Here is a 16934-nt window from a genome sequence, read left to right as displayed (position 1 = left end):
AGAACGCCATGACGCTCAACACAACGGACTACCTGGAGTATTACCTGACCCTGGTCGGGTGGATCGTCAGCAACGGCATCTGGAACATCCTCGTGGCCAGCGGCGTATTCGCGCTGCCCTTCGTGGTCATGGTGGTGCAGGAATGGCTGCGCGCGCGGGCCGAGGGTGCGGACGAGGGCAACAAGGGGGTGCTGTCATCGATGCGCATCGAGAACCGCGTGTGGGTGGCGATCGTCGTCATCCTGTTCGCCGGCATCCCCTTCATTCCGGTCGACCTCAGCACCATCAAGTTCGACACGACGCGCTCCGCGCAATGCCAGGTCAGCGTCCCGCAGCCCACCGACACGGGCTGGTCGAACGCCTACACCACGCTCAACAACCAGAGCGCGCTGGTGCCGGTGTGGTGGTTCTTCATGCACGCCATCTCGAAGGCGGTGACGGGCGGCGCGGTGGCGGCCATCCCCTGCGGAACGGATCTGCGTCAGATGCGCATGGACGTGGATGCCACGCGCATCGATGACCCGGTGCTGGCCCAGGAGGTCGGCGACTTCGTGCATGACTGCTACGGCCCCTCGCGCGCCAAGCTGTTCATGTCTCGGCCCACGCTCTCCGACGAGCAGATGAATGACGTGACCTGGATCGGTTCGAGCTACTTCCTGAACAACGCGGGCTTCTACGACACCTACCACTCGAACACGCCACGCACGGCCTGGCCCTACGACGCGACGCGCGATGCGGGGCTGGCCCAGGTGGATAGCGGCGGGGGCTACCCCACGTGCCGGCAGTGGTGGTCGGACGGCGGCAGCGGCCTGCGCGCGCGCCTGCTGGCCCAGGTCGATCCCGACCTGCTGACGCGCATCGGCCGCTGGGCGGGCTTCCTGTCGCAGAGCGAGGTGAACGACTCGGTGATCCGCGCCGTGGTCTCGCCGCGGCAGCAGAAGATGAACCAGGGCTCGGTCTACACCGACTACGGCGGCCAGATCGAGAAGACGCTGCCCAACGTCGTGACGCGCGGCGCCGGCGACCTGGGGCTGACCATGGGCTCGCTGGGCTTCTTTCCGGCGATGGACGTGGTACGCCAGGCGCTGCCGATGGTGCTGTCGCTGCTCAAGATGGCGCTGGTGATCTGCATCCCGCTGGTGCTGGTCTTCGGCACCTACGAGCTGAAGGCGCTGGTCGCGGTGAGCTGCGTGCAGTTCGCGCTGTTCTTCGTGGATTTCTGGTTCCAGCTCGCGCGCTGGCTGGACAGCACGATCCTCGACGCGCTCTACGGCTGGGGGTTCGGCGCGAACCGGCCGCACAGCAACTTCGATCCGCTGATCGGCCTGAACAACGCCTTCGGCGACATGCTGCTGAACTTCGTCATGGCGACGATGTTCATCGTGCTGCCTACCTTCTGGGTGGCTGCGCTGGGCTGGGTAGGCGTGCGCGCGGGAACGGCAATTCAAGGGCTGGCGGCAGGAACCAGGGATGCCCAAGCTGCTGGCGGCAGGGGTGCGGGTGTCGCTATGAAAGCAGCGAAGTAACGCCTCTAGGCTTGCTCGTCTTCTGGATCGTGGGGGTCGATCCGGTAATCGTCATGGGTGTAGAGGCCGTACCCGGCAGGGCCGTATCGCCATTCCGGCTTGTGTTCCTCGTCGTAGCTCCCATCGTCGTTGCGGACTACCCAGGCGCCGACCAGCGCGAACGCAAGCAGCAGTGCCAGCCAGAACGCGGTGTAGAGCAGGACACCGATCGCAGCGAGCTTGACGGCCAGCAGCGCGGCCTTGGCAATGCCAGGCGCCCATCCCTGCGCGAGCAGCCAGCCCTGCGCCCGCCGATCCAGACGCGCGCAGCCTCTCCACGCCCGGCCCAGTGTCCGGCCGAGGCGTTCTGCGAAGGTGGTCTGTGCGGCGGTCTTCATGGTGGCTACCTCATGTTCATCCTGTCGTGTGGCTGTGATCCCTGTCCGTGTCGCGATTGAAACCTGTGCTGTTCTTCAACCGCGGTCTAGTCCTTGTCTGCTGCGCGCCAGTCGGCCTGGCTTGCGGCCACCAGCGCCGCCCAATCGTCCGGCGGGTTGCCGCGTCCCAACATCTTCTCGAACACCGCATAGGGGTCGGACTTGCTGCCCGACGACCGCAAGGTCTGCTCGTCGTTGACCCAGGCGAACACGATCGCCTTGGCCTTGGAGTCGAAGCGGAAGAACAGCCGGAACCGCCTCCCGATCTTTGCGCGCCGCCAGTGCCGGTAGGCCGGCCCCAAGGTGTTGCCCTGGCGGAATTCGTCGCGCGCAGGATCGCTCGGCACGACATCCATGATCAACTGGCTCAACGCCCGGAACAGCTTGACGTTGGCGTTGCTCTCGAACCCCTGCGGGTCGTTCTGTTCGGCCCGTTCCGCGGCCGCGTGCAGCTTGCGCAACTGCTCGATCACGCCCTCGTGGAACAGGAGCGTCCAACCGTGCCGCTGCATCAGAGCGCCACTTCGCCTTCGATGTCTTCATCGAGGTTCACCGCGTGGTGCGCGTTGGCCAGCATGGCCCGCGCCAGATCGTCCGGCAGGGACTGGACGTGCCGCCCGGCCCGGATGTCCGCTTCCAGCAGCCCCAGGAAGGCGCCGATGGCCGGGTCTTCATGGTCGGCGTCGGCGCGGGTCACGACGACTTCGCCGCCGCGCAGGTCGAACGCCACCTTGCCGCCGGTGTCCACGCCCAGCGCTTGCCGGATGGACTTGGGCAGCGTGATCTGACCCTTGGAGGTCAGCGTCGCGACTTCGTGGATTTCGGGCATGGCGGCACTCCTGATGGCAATGCCTGGATGGTAAGGAAGTTTCCTTACCTTGTCAATCTGGGTGTGCATGGTGCTCCGTCCGGTCGATGAAACGGCTCCATCGTAGGGGCGGCACAGCCAGCCTTCCCGCATCAATCCGACTTGGGCCAAACCCGCATTGGTTGTGGTTCGGCAGGCGTCGTTGCCCTATATCCAAAGGTTTCCGTAAAGGCCAAAGGCCAAAGGGCTGGGGAAGGGGCAAGGGAATGGGGCCAAGGGGAAAGGCCCTACCCGAAAAGGCCAAAAGGCTCTCCCGACCGGCCCGCCGTCTGGGGTTCGCCATGCTCTCGCTGTTCCAACGCAAACGGGTGCCACCTGCCGCCAGTGCGCCACCGCCCAAACCTCCCGCCGAGCCCGGCAAAGGGCTGATGCGGCCGGAGCCGGCCGCATCGCTGCTGGCGACGCCGCGCCGGCAGAAGCTGCTGGAACACATCTGGCAGCGCACCTCGCTGTCGCGCCGGCAGTTCGCCACGCTGTACCTCGCCCCGCTGGAACGCTACGCCGAGCTGGTCCAGCAATTCCCCGCGTCGGAGGCCCATCACCACGCCTATCCGGGCGGCATGCTGGACCACGGCCTGGAGATCGTCGCCTACGCGCTCAAGCTGCGGCAGTCGCATCTGCTGCCCGCCGGCGCCACGCCGGAGGCGCAAGCCGCCCAGGCCGAGGCCTGGACCGCAGGCACCGCCTATGCTGCGCTGCTGCACGACATCGGCAAGATCGCGGTCGACCTGCACGTCGAGTACGCGGACGGCACGGTCTGGCATCCCTGGCACGGCCCGCTGCGGCGGCCGTACCGCTTCCGCTACCGCAGGGAGCGCGAATACCGGCTGCACAGCGCCGCCACCGGGCTGCTCTACGCCCGGCTGCTCGATCCGGGCATCTTCGACTGGCTCGCCGACTACCCCGACCTGTGGGCCGCGCTGCTGTACGTCCTGGCCGGCCAGTACGAGCACGCCGGCATGCTCGGCGAACTGGTCGTGCAGGCGGACCAGGCATCCGTCGCCCAGGAACTCGGCGGCGATCCGAGCAAGGCCCTGGCAGCGCCCCGGCACGCACTGCAGCGCAAGCTGCTCGATGGCCTGCGCTACCTCCTGAAGGAAGAATTCAAGCTGAACCAGCCCCAGGCCTCGGATGGCTGGCTGACCCAGGACGCGCTCTGGCTGGTGAGCAAGACCGTCTCGGACAAGCTGCGCGCGCATCTGCTGTCGCAGGGCATCGACGGCATCCCGGCCAGCAACACGGCGGTGTTCAACGTGCTGCAGGATCACGGCATCGCCTTGGCCACACCGGACGGCAAGGCGATCTGGAAGGCCACCGTCACCAGCGATGCCGGCTGGTCGCACAGCTTCACCTTCCTGAAACTGTCTCCGGCCATGGTCTGGGATGCGGCCGACCGGCCGGCGCCGTTCGCGGGTCGCGTGCAGGCCGACGAGGAACAAGGGGCGCCGACACCGCAGGCACCGGCATCCGAAGCGCCAGGCTTGGAAAGCGCCGATACGGCGCCACCAAGCATCGCGCCGACCGTCCCTATGCCCACCGACAACGGCGTGGCTGCGCTGCTCGATCTGCTGAGTGACACGGCCCCACCCGTAGCGCCGGAGGCCCCGAGCGAACCCGAGCCTGCCTCGCCACCGGCGCCTACGGTGCTGCCGCAGATAAGCCTCGCGCCATTTCAGGATCGGCCGGAGCCATCCGGCGAGCATTTCATGGCCTGGCTGCGTCAGGGCATCCAGACGCACAAGCTCATCATCAACGACGCCAAAGCCTTGGTGCACAGCGTCGCCGGAACGGCCTACCTGGTGAGCCCCGGCGTCTTCCAGCGCTATGCGCAGGAACATCTGCAAATCGCCGCACTGGCGAAACCGGAGAACCTGGAGGGATGGCAGTGGGTGCAGAAGCGTTTCGAGAAGCTAGGCCTGCACCGCAAGCAAGCCAGCGGGCTGAATATCTGGACCTGCGAAGTCACGGGGCCGCGCAAATCCAGGCGACTGCACGGCTACCTGCTGAGCGCTCCCGAAGCGCTGTTCCAGGAAATGCCTCCGGACAATCCATACCTGCGCCTCCTCACCGAGGCCGTAAAGCGCGAAAATTCAGCCGCCGGTAATAAGAACGACAACGAACAGGGGTAGACAAGGAGCCACGGCGCGGGCCGGCTTCAGTCCGCTGATTTAGGCGGAGCCGTCTCTGCCAGCTTGGCTTCAGTCAGCGCCATCAAGTGGGCAGAACTGCATTTCAGCGCACGGGCGATTTTGAGAATGAGGGGGAGCGTGGGGACATGCTCGCCACGCTCGATCTTTCCCATGTGCGAACGCTCGATTCCTGACAGATGAGCCAGCGTTTCCTGGGCGATGCCTTGACTGGTTCTTTCTTCGCGCACGGAGGCCCCAAACGCGATGGCTGGTTCCGCTTCGTAGGTTGTTGTCCCGGTGGGCCGGCCTCTTTGAATCGAACGCTTTTGCATTGCCAAAAGCGTCGAGGATTGACACGATATAAACCACGTTAAACTTAACTCAATAGAAGCGACTTCATCGGTCGCCGCGAGTTCACTGCCTGGAGGAACTGGACGTGAAATCGAGCGATGCCTCCACTGAAATCCGGGTGGCTGTGCTCGGCGAGTGGGTGCCTTCACCGCTTGCCGACTTGCTGGCGTTGCAGCGCGCCGAAGAGCCAGAGACCGCCACCGCCTTGATCGGATGCAGTTCCACAGCGCAGGCGCAGGAACTGCCGCACGATAACTTTGACTTGGCCCTGTCCACAGCCGCCTGGGAGTGGCCAGGCTGGGTGTGCGAGCCGTTGTGGCATGACACGCTGGCAGTCGCCGTCGCCAAGCGCTCGCACCTGCTGTCCTACCGTGAAGTGCCTCGCCAAGAGCTGCTCAAGCAGCCGTTGATCTGCGCGCAGTCAACGGCCGACGAGCCGTGGCGCGCGGTGGCGCATGGCCTGGTCGAGGATGCACCGCAGGGCCATGAGCAGACCGTCAGCACCTTCGACATGGCGATGACGCTCGTCTCCGCGGGCTACGGCATTGCCGTCGCACCCGCCGCGAGACTGACCTGCTACCTGCGTCGCGGCATCGCCGCGCGGCCATTGGCTGGCGCACCCATCATCGTGATGGCCTACCTGCTTCGCCCGTCCTCGTCCTTGACCGAGCCCCAGGAAAGATTCGCCCGCCGCGCGCGCTCCGTGTCCTGAGACAGGGGCGCGCACTGCTGGGCGCTGGCGCGCTACGCAAACGCCACCTGCTGCGGGGACCACTCGCTTTCCTTCACCGTCGTGCTCACCGCCATGATGATCTTGTCGAGATTTGTGGCACTGACGCTTTCCAGAGCCGAGCCGCCGCGCAGCTTCGCGCGCGGCTGCAGGAGCGCGTTGTAGATCTGCCAAGGGTCGGCGCCCCTGGTCAGCTTGAGGACCGCCTGGATCAGCGCGTGCTTGACCGGATCGAGATGCCAATCCGGCACGCGCTGACCACGGTTGCCCAGGTTCAGCGCCAGCAGGTTGCCGGCCTTGATCTCGTAGCTGATCCACCGGCGGGACTTGCCCGCCATCTTCGCGTACTCGGCGACTGGCAGGTTGTGTGGTGCCTCGAAGACATCGACCAGTTCCATCCGCTGGCGCTGTATGTCGGACAGCGGTTCCTCCATGACGGAACGCGGCAACGGCACTGCGGGCAGCCGATGCGTCTCGGCTGACACCAGTGGCATCGCGTCTCCCGGCCTGGTCACGATCAGGAGCGGCGCCGACGCGGCCGCTGGTTTGGGTGGCGCACTCGCGGCTTCCTCATCCGAGAGGACGGGCACGCCCTCCAAATGAATGGTGAGCGGCATGCTCGCTGCCTCGACCATGTTCTGCTCGAAGAGATCGAGCCGGTCGGCCCAATCCTGCATCATCCGCCGCCGCTGCTCGACGTACTCGGCGTGGTTGTAGGTGGCACTGACCTTGTTGGGATCGACGTGCGAGAGTTGCGCGTCCACCCACACCTTCGGGTAGCCGATCTCGTTGAGCGCGGTGGACATCGTGCCCCGGATGCCGTGCCCGGTCAGCAGGTCGCGATAGCCCATGCGCTTGAGCGCGCCGTTGAGCGTGTTCTCGCTCATGCGCTTCTTCAACTCGCTGTCGTGGCGGAACAGATAGTGCTGGGCCGGTTTGAGCTGTTCGAGCAGGTGCCGGACGATCTCGATGGCCTGCACCGACAGCGGCACGATGTAGGGTGGAATGTCCTTGGGCAACTGGCGCTTCCTGCGCATGTCCACCTGGAGCTGCTTCACGACCTCGGGCGGGATGATCCAGAGGCCCCGATCGAGGTCGAACTGATCCGGCGTCGCCAGGCGCAGCTCGCCCGTGCGCACGCCGGTGAATAGCAGCAGCCGCAGACCGAGCTGGGTCTGCAGCCGGCCACGATACTTGCGCAGGCGCTGCAACAGCTTCGGCAACTCGGCCATGCGCAGGAACGGGTTGTGGTTCACCGGGGGCAGCGGCAGCGCCACCACGTCGAGGTCGGAAGCCGGGTTCTGCTCCAGGCCCGGCACGACCACCAGCGCGTAGCGGAACATCTGGTTGAACCACGTCCTGACTTTCTCGGCGACGGAGAGCGCCTTGCGCCGCTCGATCCTGGCGATCACTTCCAGCAGGTCAGGGCGTTTGATGTCGTAGATCGAGCGCTTGCCCAGCAAGGGCAGCACATCCTTGGCGAAGACGCGAGGGAGGATCGAGAGGGTGGTCTGCCGGCCCTTCTTGAGGCCGAGTTCGCGGTGGGCAAGCCACTTCTTGTAGATCGCCTCGAAGGTGTTTTCACCGGCGAGTTTGACCGCGGCGCGCTTTTGCTTGCGGTGAAGGCGCGGGTTGATGTCCTTGGCCACCAAGGCGCGCGCCTCGTCACGCAGGGCGCGTGCCTCACGAAGGGACACCTCGGGATAGGTGCCCAGCGACATGCGCTTGGGCTCCTTCATCCAGTAGTAACGGAAGTGCCAGCTCTTGCTGCCCGTGGCCGTCACGGCCAGGGAGAGACCATCGATGTCTGGAAGTGTGTAGGCCTTGCCGGTGGCTTTGGCTTGGCGGACCACCAAGTCTGAGAGTGCCATGCTCTAGCTCCTGAACATGAGTCAGGAACCAGATGCTTAACCCATCGACCTCAGCGCCCTAGCAACAATCCGGAAGCCGTCGTGCCCGCAAAAATGGACACAAAAATGGACATAAACGTCGTGGCTTCAGGTGGATTTCCGTGGAGCCCACTGGAACATCGAGGTGTCGAAAACTCAACCAGAATCAACGACTTACGATGCCTCTTGGACTTCCTCAGAATTCCCTGGAACGATGCAGTGGAGCGGGTGAAGGGAATCGAACCCTCGTATGAAGCTTGGGAAGCTGCCGTTCTACCATTGAACTACACCCGCGAACTGGCAGAGATTCTACAGGAGGCAAGAATGAGGGTTTCCCTGGGCGGGTGACGGGTATACAGGCCGGGGGGTGAGGGTTTATGCTGCGAAACTCCGAAACCTGCAGGGTGCTCCATGACTGCAAGAACCGCAACTATCCGCAAAGCCGGGCTGCAGATCGTTCTGTTGTGTCTGGCGTGGTCGAAGCCTATACGCAACCCATATGCTTTGTGGATGAGCCTTTCCCGTCAGTCGCGGCTCTATACTGACCTGAACCGGTACAAAGGGGGAGATTGGCATGAGAACAAGAAATCTTCTGCAATTCAGCGGCGTTGCCGCAAGCTTGGTGCTTGCGGGCTGCGCCGGCCCGGGAGACAGGAATGCCCGGCCGGAAATGGTGATCGATCGCCAGGGCATTGACGTGGTGGCGGCTGACTACGCGCGCCAGTTCACGTATTTCAAGGCGCATGGCGCGAAGGAGCGTTACTGCCGTGGGCCGGGACCTGATGCGATCACGACCAGCAGTTCAGGGGTTGAGCTTGGCGTGCCAGCCCAATCGGGAGGCGTGGGCGCCATTGGCAGCAGTTCCGCCAGAGGGGGGGTTGATCTGGGCGGGCGCAACCCGGCGGTACTGATTTCGCGCGAGTTGCTTTACCGTGCGTGCGAACTGGCGTCCAACGTCAATGCCGATCCTGCGACGGAGTTGAGGATCTATCAGCAGTTCCTGGACGCGATCGTCACGATTTCCAAGACACAGGTATCCACCGGCAATGCGGCATTGGCGGCAACGCCCATGGCGCCGGCCCTGCCGCAGCCGGTAGCTGCGGCGCCTCAGCCCAATCCGGTGGACGGCTCGACGATGAATCCCGGCAGCACGACCTCGGGCACCATCACACCGCCTGTGGACACGGGAACGTTATCGCCCACAACACCTTGATAGCCGTGGGTGGCTATTTCAGGATGTCACCCAGGCAGAGGTACTTCATCTCCACATAGTCTTCCATGCCGTGGCTGGAGCCCTCGCGGCCCAGGCCCGACTGCTTGACACCGCCAAACGGCACGTGTTCGGTGGCGATGATGCCGACGTTGATGCCGACCATGCCGTACTCCAGTGCCTCGCTGACGCGGAAGATGCGGCCGATGTCGCGGCTGTAGAAGTAGCTGGCCAGGCCGAAGATGGTGGCGTTGGCCGCATCGATGACCTCCTGCTCGGTCTTGAAGCGGAACACCGGGGCGAAGGGGCCGAAGGTCTCTTCGGTGGCGCACAGCATGCTGGCGTTGGCCTCGGCAATCACGGTTGGCTCAAAGAACTGGCCGCCCAGCTTCTTGCCGCCGGCCAACACTTTGCCGCCCTTGGCCACGGCATCGGCTACGTGGCGTTCCACTTTCTGTACCGCAGCATCCTCGATCAGTGGACCCTGCGACACGCCGTCTTCGAAGCCGTTGCCGACCTTGACTGCCTTGACCTTGGCGGCGAACTTCTGCACGAACTCGTCATACACGCCGTCCTGCACGTAGATGCGGTTGGCGCAGACGCAGGTCTGGCCGGCGTTGCGGTACTTGCTGGCCATGGCGCCTTCCACCGCGGAATCGATGTCGGCGTCATCAAACACGATGAAGGGCGCGTTGCCGCCGAGTTCCAGCGAGAGTTTCTTGACGGTCGGGGCGCTCTGAGCCATCAGGATGCGGCCGACTTCGGTGGAGCCGGTGAAGCTGATGTGGCGCACCACCTCGCTGGCGCAGAACACCTTGCCCACAGCGATCGAGTTGTCGCCATCGGCGGTGATCAGGTTGAGCACGCCGGCCGGAATGCCGGCGCGGATGGCCAGTTCAGCCACCGCCAGAGCAGTCAGCGGCGTCAGCTCGGCCGGCTTGATGATCACCGGGCAGCCGGCGGCCAGCGCCGGCGCCACCTTGCGCGTGATCATGGCCAGCGGGAAGTTCCACGGCGTGATGGCGGCACAGACGCCGATCGGCTGCTTGATGACCATCAGGCGGCGGTTGTTGTCGAACTGTGGCAGGGTTTCGCCGTTGACGCGCTTGGCTTCCTCGGCAAACCACTCGACGAAGCTGGCGCCGTAGGCCACTTCACCCTTGGCCTCCGGGAAGGGCTTGCCCTGCTCGGCGGTCATGATGCGGCCCAGGTCTTCCTGGTTGGCCATCAGCAGCTCGAACCATTTGCGCAGGATGATGCTGCGCTCCTTGGCGGTTTTGGTGCGCCAGGCCGGCCAGGCGGCGTTGGCTGCCTTGATGGCCAGTTCGGCATCCGAGGGGCCGAGGTTGGCCACGTCAGCCAGCTTGGTCCCGGTGGCCGGATCCAGTACGTCGAAACGGCTAGCGGCGGCCCCCTTGACCCATCGGCCGTTGATCAGCGCATCGGTCTTGAGAAGGGATGGGTCTTTCAGCAAGGAAAGCGGAGAGGTTTTCATGTCCATGGTGTGTACCTGCGGGGTCGGAGATTAGACAACTTTAGCGCGATTGTGTGGGGGGGCCTGTCGCAGACAAGGCAGGCCTGCGAGACGGCACAGGCCGATCTTTGCACATAGTGCCAAGCCTTGTTCCAGCGTATCCCAGGTCTGTCCGTGCCGGCGAGTTGATTGTCGATGGAACATGGTTTGCGGGCAAGGGGCTCACAGCAGCGCTTTTACCTGGGTCGGGCGGGGCAGCGGGGCGACTGCGCCATAACCCTGTACAGACAGAGCGGCTGCGGCGTTGGCGTAACGTGCGGCCTCCGGGAGTGGGGTGCCGAGCGACCGTTGCGCCAGCAGGTTCCCGCAGAAGCAGTCTCCCGCTCCTGTTGCGTCGATCAGAGGCACAGGCAGGGCGGGGAGGTAGTGGCGTTCGCCGTTCATGCTGCTCATCACGCCGTGATCGCCCAGCTTGAGAACCACCTCATGCGCGCCCAGCGCATGACTCCAGTCAACGATGGCGTCGGGGTTGCTCAGGCCGGTCAGCGTCGTGATGTCCTCCAGGCTGGGGAGGAACACATCGCACAGTGCCACAGCGCGTTGAATGCAGGCGCGGGCCTTGTCCAGCGGCCAGAGCTTGAGACGCAGATTGGCATCAAACGCCACGCGGGTGCCGGCTTCGCGCGCCAGCTGAATGGCCGTGTAGACGGTCTCGCGGGCACTGTCGGAAATCGCCAGCGAGATGCCGGAGACATGAAGGAAACGCGCGGAGACAATCATCTGCGCGGCCGGTCCGGCCTGCAGCCAAACCGGCGTCATGTGGCTGGCTGCCGAGCCTGCGCGGTAGTAGCTGAAGTCGTGGCCGTGGGCGCCGTGGGTGACGAAGTAGATGCCAGTGGGCGCCTGCGCGTCGCGCTCTACGCCCCGAGTGTCCACACCCTCGTCGGCCCAGAGTTCTAACAGGCGGGTGCCGAAGGCGTCGGCGCCAACGCGGCTGAGGTAGGCGGTGCGCGCGCCGGCACGGGCGGCGGCAATGACCACATTGCTGGTGTCGCCACCAAAACCCTGCAGATAGTTCGGCTGAGCGGCCTCTGTCTGGTTGAATTCCAGCATGGCCTCGCCCAAGGCGACCACGTCCAGTGTCTTGTCCATGTTGACTCAGCGCAAGGGGAAGCGGCGCATGTCAGTGGTTGTCCTTCGGAACGAAGGCACCGCGTTGACCAACCAGGAAATCCAGATCAGCACCTTCATCGGCCTGCAGCACATGGTCCACATACAGTTTCCAGTAGCCGGACTGCAGCGGCGGCTGGGGGGCCTTCCAGCGGTCCAGGCGGGCCTTCAGCTCCTCGTCGTTGATCAGCAGCTGCAGCCGGCGCTCGGGCACATTGAGCTCGATCATGTCGCCGTTCTGCACCACGGCCAGAGGCCCGCCGGCGGCCGCCTCAGGCGCCGTGTGTAGCACCACCGTGCCATAGGCTGTCCCACTCATGCGCGCATCGCTGATGCGCACCATGTCCGTGATGCCTTTTCTCAGGATCTTGGGGGGCAGGGGCATGTTGCCGACCTCGGCCATGCCCGGGTAGCCCTTGGGGCCGCAGTTCTTCAGCACAAGGATGCAGTTCTCATCCACGTCCAGCTGCTCGTCGTCAATGCGCTTATGGAAATCGTCACTGTTCTCGAACACCACGGCGCGGCCCTTGTGCACCATCAACGCCGGGGTGGCGGCGCTGGGTTTGATGACGGCGCCGCGCGGTGCCAGGTTGCCGCGCAACATGGCGATGCCGGCCTTGTCCTTGAAGGGCTTGGGAAACGTCTTGATGACCCGCGGGTCGTAGTTCTGTGCGTCGCCCACGTTTTCGGCGACGGTTTTTCCGTTTGCTGTGATGATGTCCTTGTGCAGCAGATGCAGTATCTCTTTCATCACCACTGGCAGGCCACCGGCGTAGCAGAAGTCTTCCATCAGATGCTGGCCTGAGGGCTGGAGGTTCACCAGGCAAGGCAGCTCGCTGGCGAGGCGATCGAAATCATCCAAGGTGAGCTTGATGCCCAGCCGTCCGGCGATGGCAATCAGGTGGATGACGGCATTGGTCGAACCGCCGATGGCGGCGAGTGTCTTGATCGCGTTCTCAAAGGCCTCGCGCGTGAGCACCTTGGAGATGGTCTGGTCGGCGTGCACCATCTCGACGATGCGCCGGCCCGCGTTGCGCGCCAGTACATTGCGCCGGCCATCCACCGCAGGATAGGCCGCATTGCCGGGTAGGCCGATGCCCAGGGCCTCAACCATGCTGGCCATGGTGGAGGCCGTGCCCATGGTCATGCAGTGGCCGTGGCTGCGGTGCATGCAGCTCTCGGCCTCGAAAAAGTCCTGCAGTTTCAAGGTGCCGGCGCGTACCTGTTCGCTCATGCTCCACACGCCGGTGCCGGAGCCGAGCTCTTGGCCGCGCCACTTGCCGTTGAGCATGGGGCCACCGGAGACGCCGATGGTGGGCAGGTTGACGCTTGAGGCGCCCATCAACAAGGAAGGGGTGGTCTTGTCGCAACCCATGAGCAGTACCACACCGTCGATCGGATTGCCGCGGATGCTTTCCTCCACGTCCATGCTGGCCAGGTTGCGGTACAGCATGGCCGTGGGGCGCAGCAGCGTCTCGCCCAGTGACATCACGGGGAATTCCAGCGGGAAGCCGCCGGCCTCGTACACGCCGATCTTGACCTGCTCGGCCAAGGTGCGGAAATGCGAGTTGCAGGGTGTCAGCTCGCTGAAGGTGTTGCAGATGCCGATGACAGGCCGGCCGTCGAACTGGTCATGCGGAACCCCTTTGCCCTTGACCCAGCTGCGGTAGGCAAACCCATCGCGGTCCTGGCGGCCTAACCATTGCTGGCTGCGGAGTTCCTGGGGCTTCTTCTTGGGACGGTCGGCGTTCGACATAGGGTAAATCCGGGACAGAAAAACATATTATCGTCATACCATTGGGAAAAGCGCTTAGTAAAAACCATGATCAAAAATGTCCACGGCAATACTGTCGATCACCTGGGGGCAGCCATCGTTGCCGGCCACTACGCCCCGGGTGCCTCCATTCCGCCCGAACCCTTGTTGTGCGAAGAACTCGGCGTCAGCCGCACCGTGGTGCGTGAGGCGGTGAAGTCGCTCATCGCTAAAGGGTTGGTGAGCGCAGGACCCAAGGTGGGCACGCGCGTGCTGTCCGAGCATCAGTGGAACTGGTTCGACCCCGACATCATTGCCTGGCAGGCCCAGGCTGGCCTTACCCCCGAATTCCTGCGTGATCTGATGGATCTGAGGCGCGTGGTGGAGCCTGCCGCCATGCGCCTGGCCGCGCAGCGCGCCATGCCCGAGGACATCGCGTTTGTGGAGGAAGCCTACGCCGGCATGGCCCGCGCGGTGAAGGAGGGTGGTGATTACGTCACACACGACTTGCGTTTTCACCAAGGGCTGTTGCGTGCCAGCCGCAACCGCATGCTCATGCAGATGAGCAAGGCCCTGGGTGCCTTGTTGCACACCAGTTTCGAGTTGGCCACCAAGAAGAAAGACGGTCCTGCGCGTTCGCTGCCGTTGCACCGGGCCGTACTGGACGCCGTGATTGCCCATCAACCGGCCAAGGCCTAGAAAGCCATCCTCGTCCTTATCGACGGCGCGCACGAGGACATCGAGGAAATCCTGGCCTCGCGCCGCCGGTTGCCACGGCTGAATACACCGGCCTCGGTGCTCAAGGCCGTCTGAAATTCATCACGCAAGAATTCCGATGCACAAGCTGGTACATCTTTTTTTCAAGCTGCTGGAACTCCTGGTCGTCATCTGCATGGTGGCCATGGTGGTGATGGTGTTTGGCAACGTCGTGTTGCGCTACGGCTTCAACTCGGGCATCGACGTGTCGGACGAGTTGTCGCGCTACTGCTTCATCTGGCTGACCTACCTGGGCGCCATGATCGCCATGCGCGAAGGAGGGCACCTGGGCGTGGACACCCTGGTCCAGCACCTGCCGCTGTTGGGCAAGAAGGCCTGCCTGTTCCTGAGCGAATGCCTCATGCTGTTCTGCAACGGCCTGTTCCTGCTGGGGACCTGGAAGATGCACGAGCTTCAGGTAACCAATGAATCGCCGGTGCTGGGCATCTCCATGATCTGGGTGTACGGCATCGGCTACGTGGTCAGCGTGGTTATGGGGTGGATCAATCTGAATGTGCTGTACGAGTTGCTGAGCGGCCGTCTGCGCACCGACGAGCTGGTGCAGGTGAGGGAGGCCGAGGGCCTGGCCGACGCCGAGGAGCAGCTCCGTGAAGTCAAGACCTGAGGCCCTGTCATGACTGTTGCTGTTTTTGTATTCAGTCTGCTGGGTGCCATGGCGATCGGCATGCCCATTGCCTACGCCTTGCTGGTGTGCGGTGTCGCGTTGATGGCCTTTCTTGGTGCCACCACCACGCTGGTCAGTTTCGACAGCCAGATCCTGGCGCAGCGTTTTGTTGACGGGGCCGACAACTTCCCCCTGCTGGCCGTGCCTTTTTTCCTGCTGGCCGGCGAGTTCATGAACGCAGGCGGCCTGAGCCGGCGCATCGTCAACTTCGCCATGGCCTGGGTCGGCCACTTCCGCGGCGGACTGGGTTATGTGGCGGTGATTGCCGCCATCATCATGGCCTCGCTGTCCGGCTCGGCCGTGGCCGATACCGCCGCGCTGGCTGCATTGCTGATCCCCATGATGCGCGCGGCCGGTTACGACATCGGTCGCTCAGCTGGTCTGATCTCGGCGGGCGGCATCATCGCGCCAGTGATCCCGCCATCGATCGGCTTCATCATCTTCGGCGTGGCCGGCAACGTCTCGATCACCAAGCTGTTTCTAGCCGGTATCGTGCCGGGCGTCCTGATGGGAGCTACCATCGGGGTAGCCTGGTGGTGGGTGGCCAAGACGGAAAAAGTGCAGCCCGCACCGCGCATGCCCTTGGGGCAGCGTCTGAAGGTCACGGTCGAGGGTTCGCTGGCGCTGGCCTTGCCGGTGGTCATCATCGGCGGCATGAAGATCGGCATCTTCACGCCCACCGAGGCGGCCGTGGTGGCGGCGGTCTATAGCTTCGTCGTCGGTATGTTCTGTTACCGCGAGCTCAAGCTCAAGGAACTCTATGGCCTCACGTTGGCCGCCGGCAAGACCACAGCCGTGGTGATGTTCCTCGTGGCGGCCGCCATGGTCAGCGCCTGGCTCATCACGGTGGCCAACATTCCGGATGAAGTCGCCCGGCTGCTGCAGCCCTTCATGGGCAGCAAGATCCTGCTCATGCTGGTGATGATGCTGCTGATCGTCATCGTCGGTACCGCACTGGACTTCACACCCACGGTGCTGATCCTCACGCCGGTGTTGATGCCAGTGGTCAAGGCGGCAGGCATCGACCCGGTCTATTTTGGTGTCCTGTTCATCATGAACAACGCCATCGGTCTGATCACGCCGCCGGTGGGGACTGTGCTCAACGTGGTCTGCGGCGTGGCCCGCATCAGCATGGGAGAGGCCTTCCGGGGCGTGCTGCCCTTTTTGCTGGCGGAACTGGCTGTGCTGTTCCTGCTGGTGCTGGTGCCCGACATTGTTCTCGTCCCGCTGAAGTGGTGGATGCACTGACAGTTCCCTCAACCCTCTGCCGTTATTACCAAAGGAGACACATATGCTGAAACGCAGAACTATCGCTTCGATGCTCGCTGGCGCCGTGCTGGTCGCGGCGACATCGGCCCACGCCCAGTTCACGGAGCGCACGATCAAGCTTACCAATGGAGTGAATGCCGACCATCCGGTGAGCGCGGGTGTGAAGCGCATGCAGGAAGTGCTGGACGCCAAGACCGGCGGCAAGATCAAGCTCAATGTCTTCTGGGGTGGCGCGGCCGGTGGTGATTTGCAGGCCACTCAGGCGCTGCGCGCCGGTACCCAGGAAATGGTCTGCACCTCGAGTTCGCCGCTGGTGGGTATCGTCAAGGAGCTGGGGGTGTTTGACCTGCCCTTCCTGTTCGCCAACGAGAAAGAGGCAGACGCCGTGCTTGATGGACCGGCCGGCCAGTACTTCAACAGAAAGCTCGAAGCCGCAGGCCTGGTGAATCTGGCTTACTGGGAAAACGGTTTCCGAAATCTGACCAACAGCAAGCGCCCGGTGAACAAGGTGGAAGACTTTGAAGGCGTCAAGGTGCGCGTGATGCAGAATAACGTCTTCCTTGACACTTTCAAGACCTTGGGCACCAACGCCGTGCCCATGTCCTTTGGTGAGGTGTTCACCGCGCTGGAGACCCGCACCATCGACGGCCAGGAAAATCCTTTTGTGACCATTGACAGCTCCAAGTTCTACGAGGTCCAGAAGTACCT

15 protein-coding genes, 1 tRNA gene and 1 pseudogene are annotated in these 16934 nt (G+C 63.8%); 8 read left to right on the top strand and 9 right to left on the bottom strand.

All coding sequences use genetic code 11. The annotated features are described in order from the left end of the window. The first annotated feature begins 8 nt into the window (after positions 1-8). Positions 9-1526: a conjugal transfer protein TraG N-terminal domain-containing protein gene (locus CDE01S_RS09650; RefSeq protein ID WP_003454733.1), complete on the top strand. Its 1518-nt coding sequence runs from the start codon at positions 9-11 to the stop codon at positions 1524-1526. A gap of 5 nt (positions 1527-1531) precedes the next feature. Here the strand turns inward: CDE01S_RS09650 and CDE01S_RS09645 are convergent, their stop codons facing one another. The 3 genes from CDE01S_RS09645 to CDE01S_RS09635 form a co-directional block, all read right to left on the bottom strand. Next, the gene (locus CDE01S_RS09645; RefSeq protein WP_003454730.1) at positions 1532-1903 is read right to left on the bottom strand and encodes a DUF3742 family protein; all 372 of its coding nucleotides are present in this window, start codon (positions 1901-1903) and stop codon (positions 1532-1534) included. Between the two features lie 86 nt (positions 1904-1989). Then, complete coding sequence (locus CDE01S_RS09640) at positions 1990-2454, bottom strand: type II toxin-antitoxin system YhaV family toxin (protein WP_003454727.1); 465 nt, start codon at positions 2452-2454, stop codon at positions 1990-1992. Next, the gene (locus CDE01S_RS09635; RefSeq protein ID WP_003454724.1) at positions 2454-2771 is read right to left on the bottom strand and encodes a type II toxin-antitoxin system PrlF family antitoxin; all 318 of its coding nucleotides are present in this window, start codon (positions 2769-2771) and stop codon (positions 2454-2456) included. The genes CDE01S_RS09640 and CDE01S_RS09635 overlap by 1 nt, the downstream gene beginning before the upstream one ends. 320 nt (positions 2772-3091) lie before the next feature. Between CDE01S_RS09635 and mobH the strand changes: the two genes are divergently transcribed. After that, on the top strand, positions 3092-4939 hold the full coding sequence (gene mobH / locus CDE01S_RS09630; RefSeq protein ID WP_031329115.1) for a MobH family relaxase: 1848 nt from the start codon (positions 3092-3094) through the stop codon (positions 4937-4939). A gap of 26 nt (positions 4940-4965) precedes the next feature. On the opposite strand, the gene CDE01S_RS09625 is transcribed toward mobH, so the two are convergent. Then, positions 4966-5271: a helix-turn-helix domain-containing protein gene (locus tag CDE01S_RS09625; RefSeq protein WP_003454714.1), complete on the bottom strand. Its 306-nt coding sequence runs from the start codon at positions 5269-5271 to the stop codon at positions 4966-4968. A 104-nt stretch (positions 5272-5375) separates the two neighbouring features. Here CDE01S_RS09625 and CDE01S_RS09620 point away from each other — a divergent pair, with 104 nt between their 5' ends. Beyond that, positions 5376-6002 (top strand): LysR substrate-binding domain-containing protein, encoded by a 627-nt coding sequence (locus CDE01S_RS09620; RefSeq protein ID WP_003454711.1) that lies wholly within the window; start codon positions 5376-5378, stop codon positions 6000-6002. Between the two features lie 32 nt (positions 6003-6034). On the opposite strand, the gene CDE01S_RS09615 is transcribed toward CDE01S_RS09620, so the two are convergent. Continuing rightward, positions 6035-7891 carry a tyrosine-type recombinase/integrase gene (locus tag CDE01S_RS09615; RefSeq protein WP_003454710.1) on the bottom strand — a complete coding sequence of 619 codons (1857 nt, stop codon included), beginning with the start codon at positions 7889-7891 and terminating at the stop codon, positions 6035-6037. Between the two features lie 238 nt (positions 7892-8129). Further along, positions 8130-8203: transfer RNA gene (locus CDE01S_RS09610), tRNA-Gly, on the bottom strand. Between the two features lie 376 nt (positions 8204-8579). Between CDE01S_RS09610 and CDE01S_RS09605 the strand changes: the two genes are divergently transcribed. Beyond that, positions 8580-9122: a hypothetical protein gene (locus CDE01S_RS09605; protein WP_066706497.1), complete on the top strand. Its 543-nt coding sequence runs from the start codon at positions 8580-8582 to the stop codon at positions 9120-9122. A gap of 13 nt (positions 9123-9135) precedes the next feature. Here the strand turns inward: CDE01S_RS09605 and CDE01S_RS09600 are convergent, their stop codons facing one another. The 3 genes from CDE01S_RS09600 to CDE01S_RS09590 form a co-directional block, all read right to left on the bottom strand. Then, positions 9136-10620 (bottom strand): NAD-dependent succinate-semialdehyde dehydrogenase, encoded by a 1485-nt coding sequence (locus CDE01S_RS09600; protein ID WP_066706495.1) that lies wholly within the window; start codon positions 10618-10620, stop codon positions 9136-9138. 195 nt (positions 10621-10815) lie between these two features. After that, positions 10816-11745 (bottom strand): sugar kinase, encoded by a 930-nt coding sequence (locus tag CDE01S_RS09595; RefSeq protein ID WP_066706492.1) that lies wholly within the window; start codon positions 11743-11745, stop codon positions 10816-10818. Positions 11746-11776: 31 nt separating this feature from the next. Further along, positions 11777-13519 carry an IlvD/Edd family dehydratase gene (locus CDE01S_RS09590; RefSeq protein ID WP_066706489.1) on the bottom strand — a complete coding sequence of 581 codons (1743 nt, stop codon included), beginning with the start codon at positions 13517-13519 and terminating at the stop codon, positions 11777-11779. 66 nt (positions 13520-13585) lie between these two features. Between CDE01S_RS09590 and CDE01S_RS09585 the strand changes: the two are divergent. From CDE01S_RS09585 to CDE01S_RS09570, 4 genes and pseudogenes are all read left to right on the top strand, one after another. After that, positions 13586-14329 (top strand): annotated as a pseudogene (locus CDE01S_RS09585) (FadR/GntR family transcriptional regulator). 22 nt (positions 14330-14351) lie between these two features. Next, positions 14352-14897 carry a TRAP transporter small permease gene (locus CDE01S_RS09580; RefSeq protein WP_066706486.1) on the top strand — a complete coding sequence of 182 codons (546 nt, stop codon included), beginning with the start codon at positions 14352-14354 and terminating at the stop codon, positions 14895-14897. A 9-nt stretch (positions 14898-14906) separates the two neighbouring features. Next, positions 14907-16205 carry a TRAP transporter large permease subunit gene (locus CDE01S_RS09575; RefSeq protein WP_066706479.1) on the top strand — a complete coding sequence of 433 codons (1299 nt, stop codon included), beginning with the start codon at positions 14907-14909 and terminating at the stop codon, positions 16203-16205. A gap of 43 nt (positions 16206-16248) precedes the next feature. Next, on the top strand, positions 16249-16934 hold a 686-nt coding region (locus CDE01S_RS09570; RefSeq protein ID WP_066706527.1), incomplete at its 3' end, for a DctP family TRAP transporter solute-binding subunit.

The sequence above is a fragment of the Curvibacter delicatus NBRC 14919 genome (assembly GCF_001592265.1).
Taxonomy (GTDB): Bacteria; Pseudomonadota; Gammaproteobacteria; order Burkholderiales; family Burkholderiaceae_C; genus Hylemonella; species Hylemonella delicata.
This window is presented reverse-complemented; position numbering and strand designations above follow the sequence as displayed.

Coding starts and splice junctions, on each gene's coding strand:
- CDE01S_RS09650 (WP_003454733.1), top strand. CDS start 9: ATGACGCTCAACACAACGGACTACCTGGAGTATTACCTGACCCTGGTC.
- CDE01S_RS09645 (WP_003454730.1), bottom strand. CDS start 1,903: ATGAAGACCGCCGCACAGACCACCTTCGCAGAACGCCTCGGCCGGACA.
- CDE01S_RS09640 (WP_003454727.1), bottom strand. CDS start 2,454: ATGCAGCGGCACGGTTGGACGCTCCTGTTCCACGAGGGCGTGATCGAG.
- CDE01S_RS09635 (WP_003454724.1), bottom strand. CDS start 2,771: ATGCCCGAAATCCACGAAGTCGCGACGCTGACCTCCAAGGGTCAGATC.
- mobH (WP_031329115.1), top strand. CDS start 3,092: ATGCTCTCGCTGTTCCAACGCAAACGGGTGCCACCTGCCGCCAGTGCG.
- CDE01S_RS09625 (WP_003454714.1), bottom strand. CDS start 5,271: ATGCAAAAGCGTTCGATTCAAAGAGGCCGGCCCACCGGGACAACAACC.
- CDE01S_RS09615 (WP_003454710.1), bottom strand. CDS start 7,891: ATGGCACTCTCAGACTTGGTGGTCCGCCAAGCCAAAGCCACCGGCAAG.
- CDE01S_RS09605 (WP_066706497.1), top strand. CDS start 8,580: ATGGTGATCGATCGCCAGGGCATTGACGTGGTGGCGGCTGACTACGCG.
- CDE01S_RS09600 (WP_066706495.1), bottom strand. CDS start 10,620: ATGGACATGAAAACCTCTCCGCTTTCCTTGCTGAAAGACCCATCCCTT.
- CDE01S_RS09595 (WP_066706492.1), bottom strand. CDS start 11,745: ATGGACAAGACACTGGACGTGGTCGCCTTGGGCGAGGCCATGCTGGAA.
- CDE01S_RS09590 (WP_066706489.1), bottom strand. CDS start 13,519: ATGTCGAACGCCGACCGTCCCAAGAAGAAGCCCCAGGAACTCCGCAGC.
- CDE01S_RS09580 (WP_066706486.1), top strand. CDS start 14,352: ATGCACAAGCTGGTACATCTTTTTTTCAAGCTGCTGGAACTCCTGGTC.
- CDE01S_RS09575 (WP_066706479.1), top strand. CDS start 14,907: ATGACTGTTGCTGTTTTTGTATTCAGTCTGCTGGGTGCCATGGCGATC.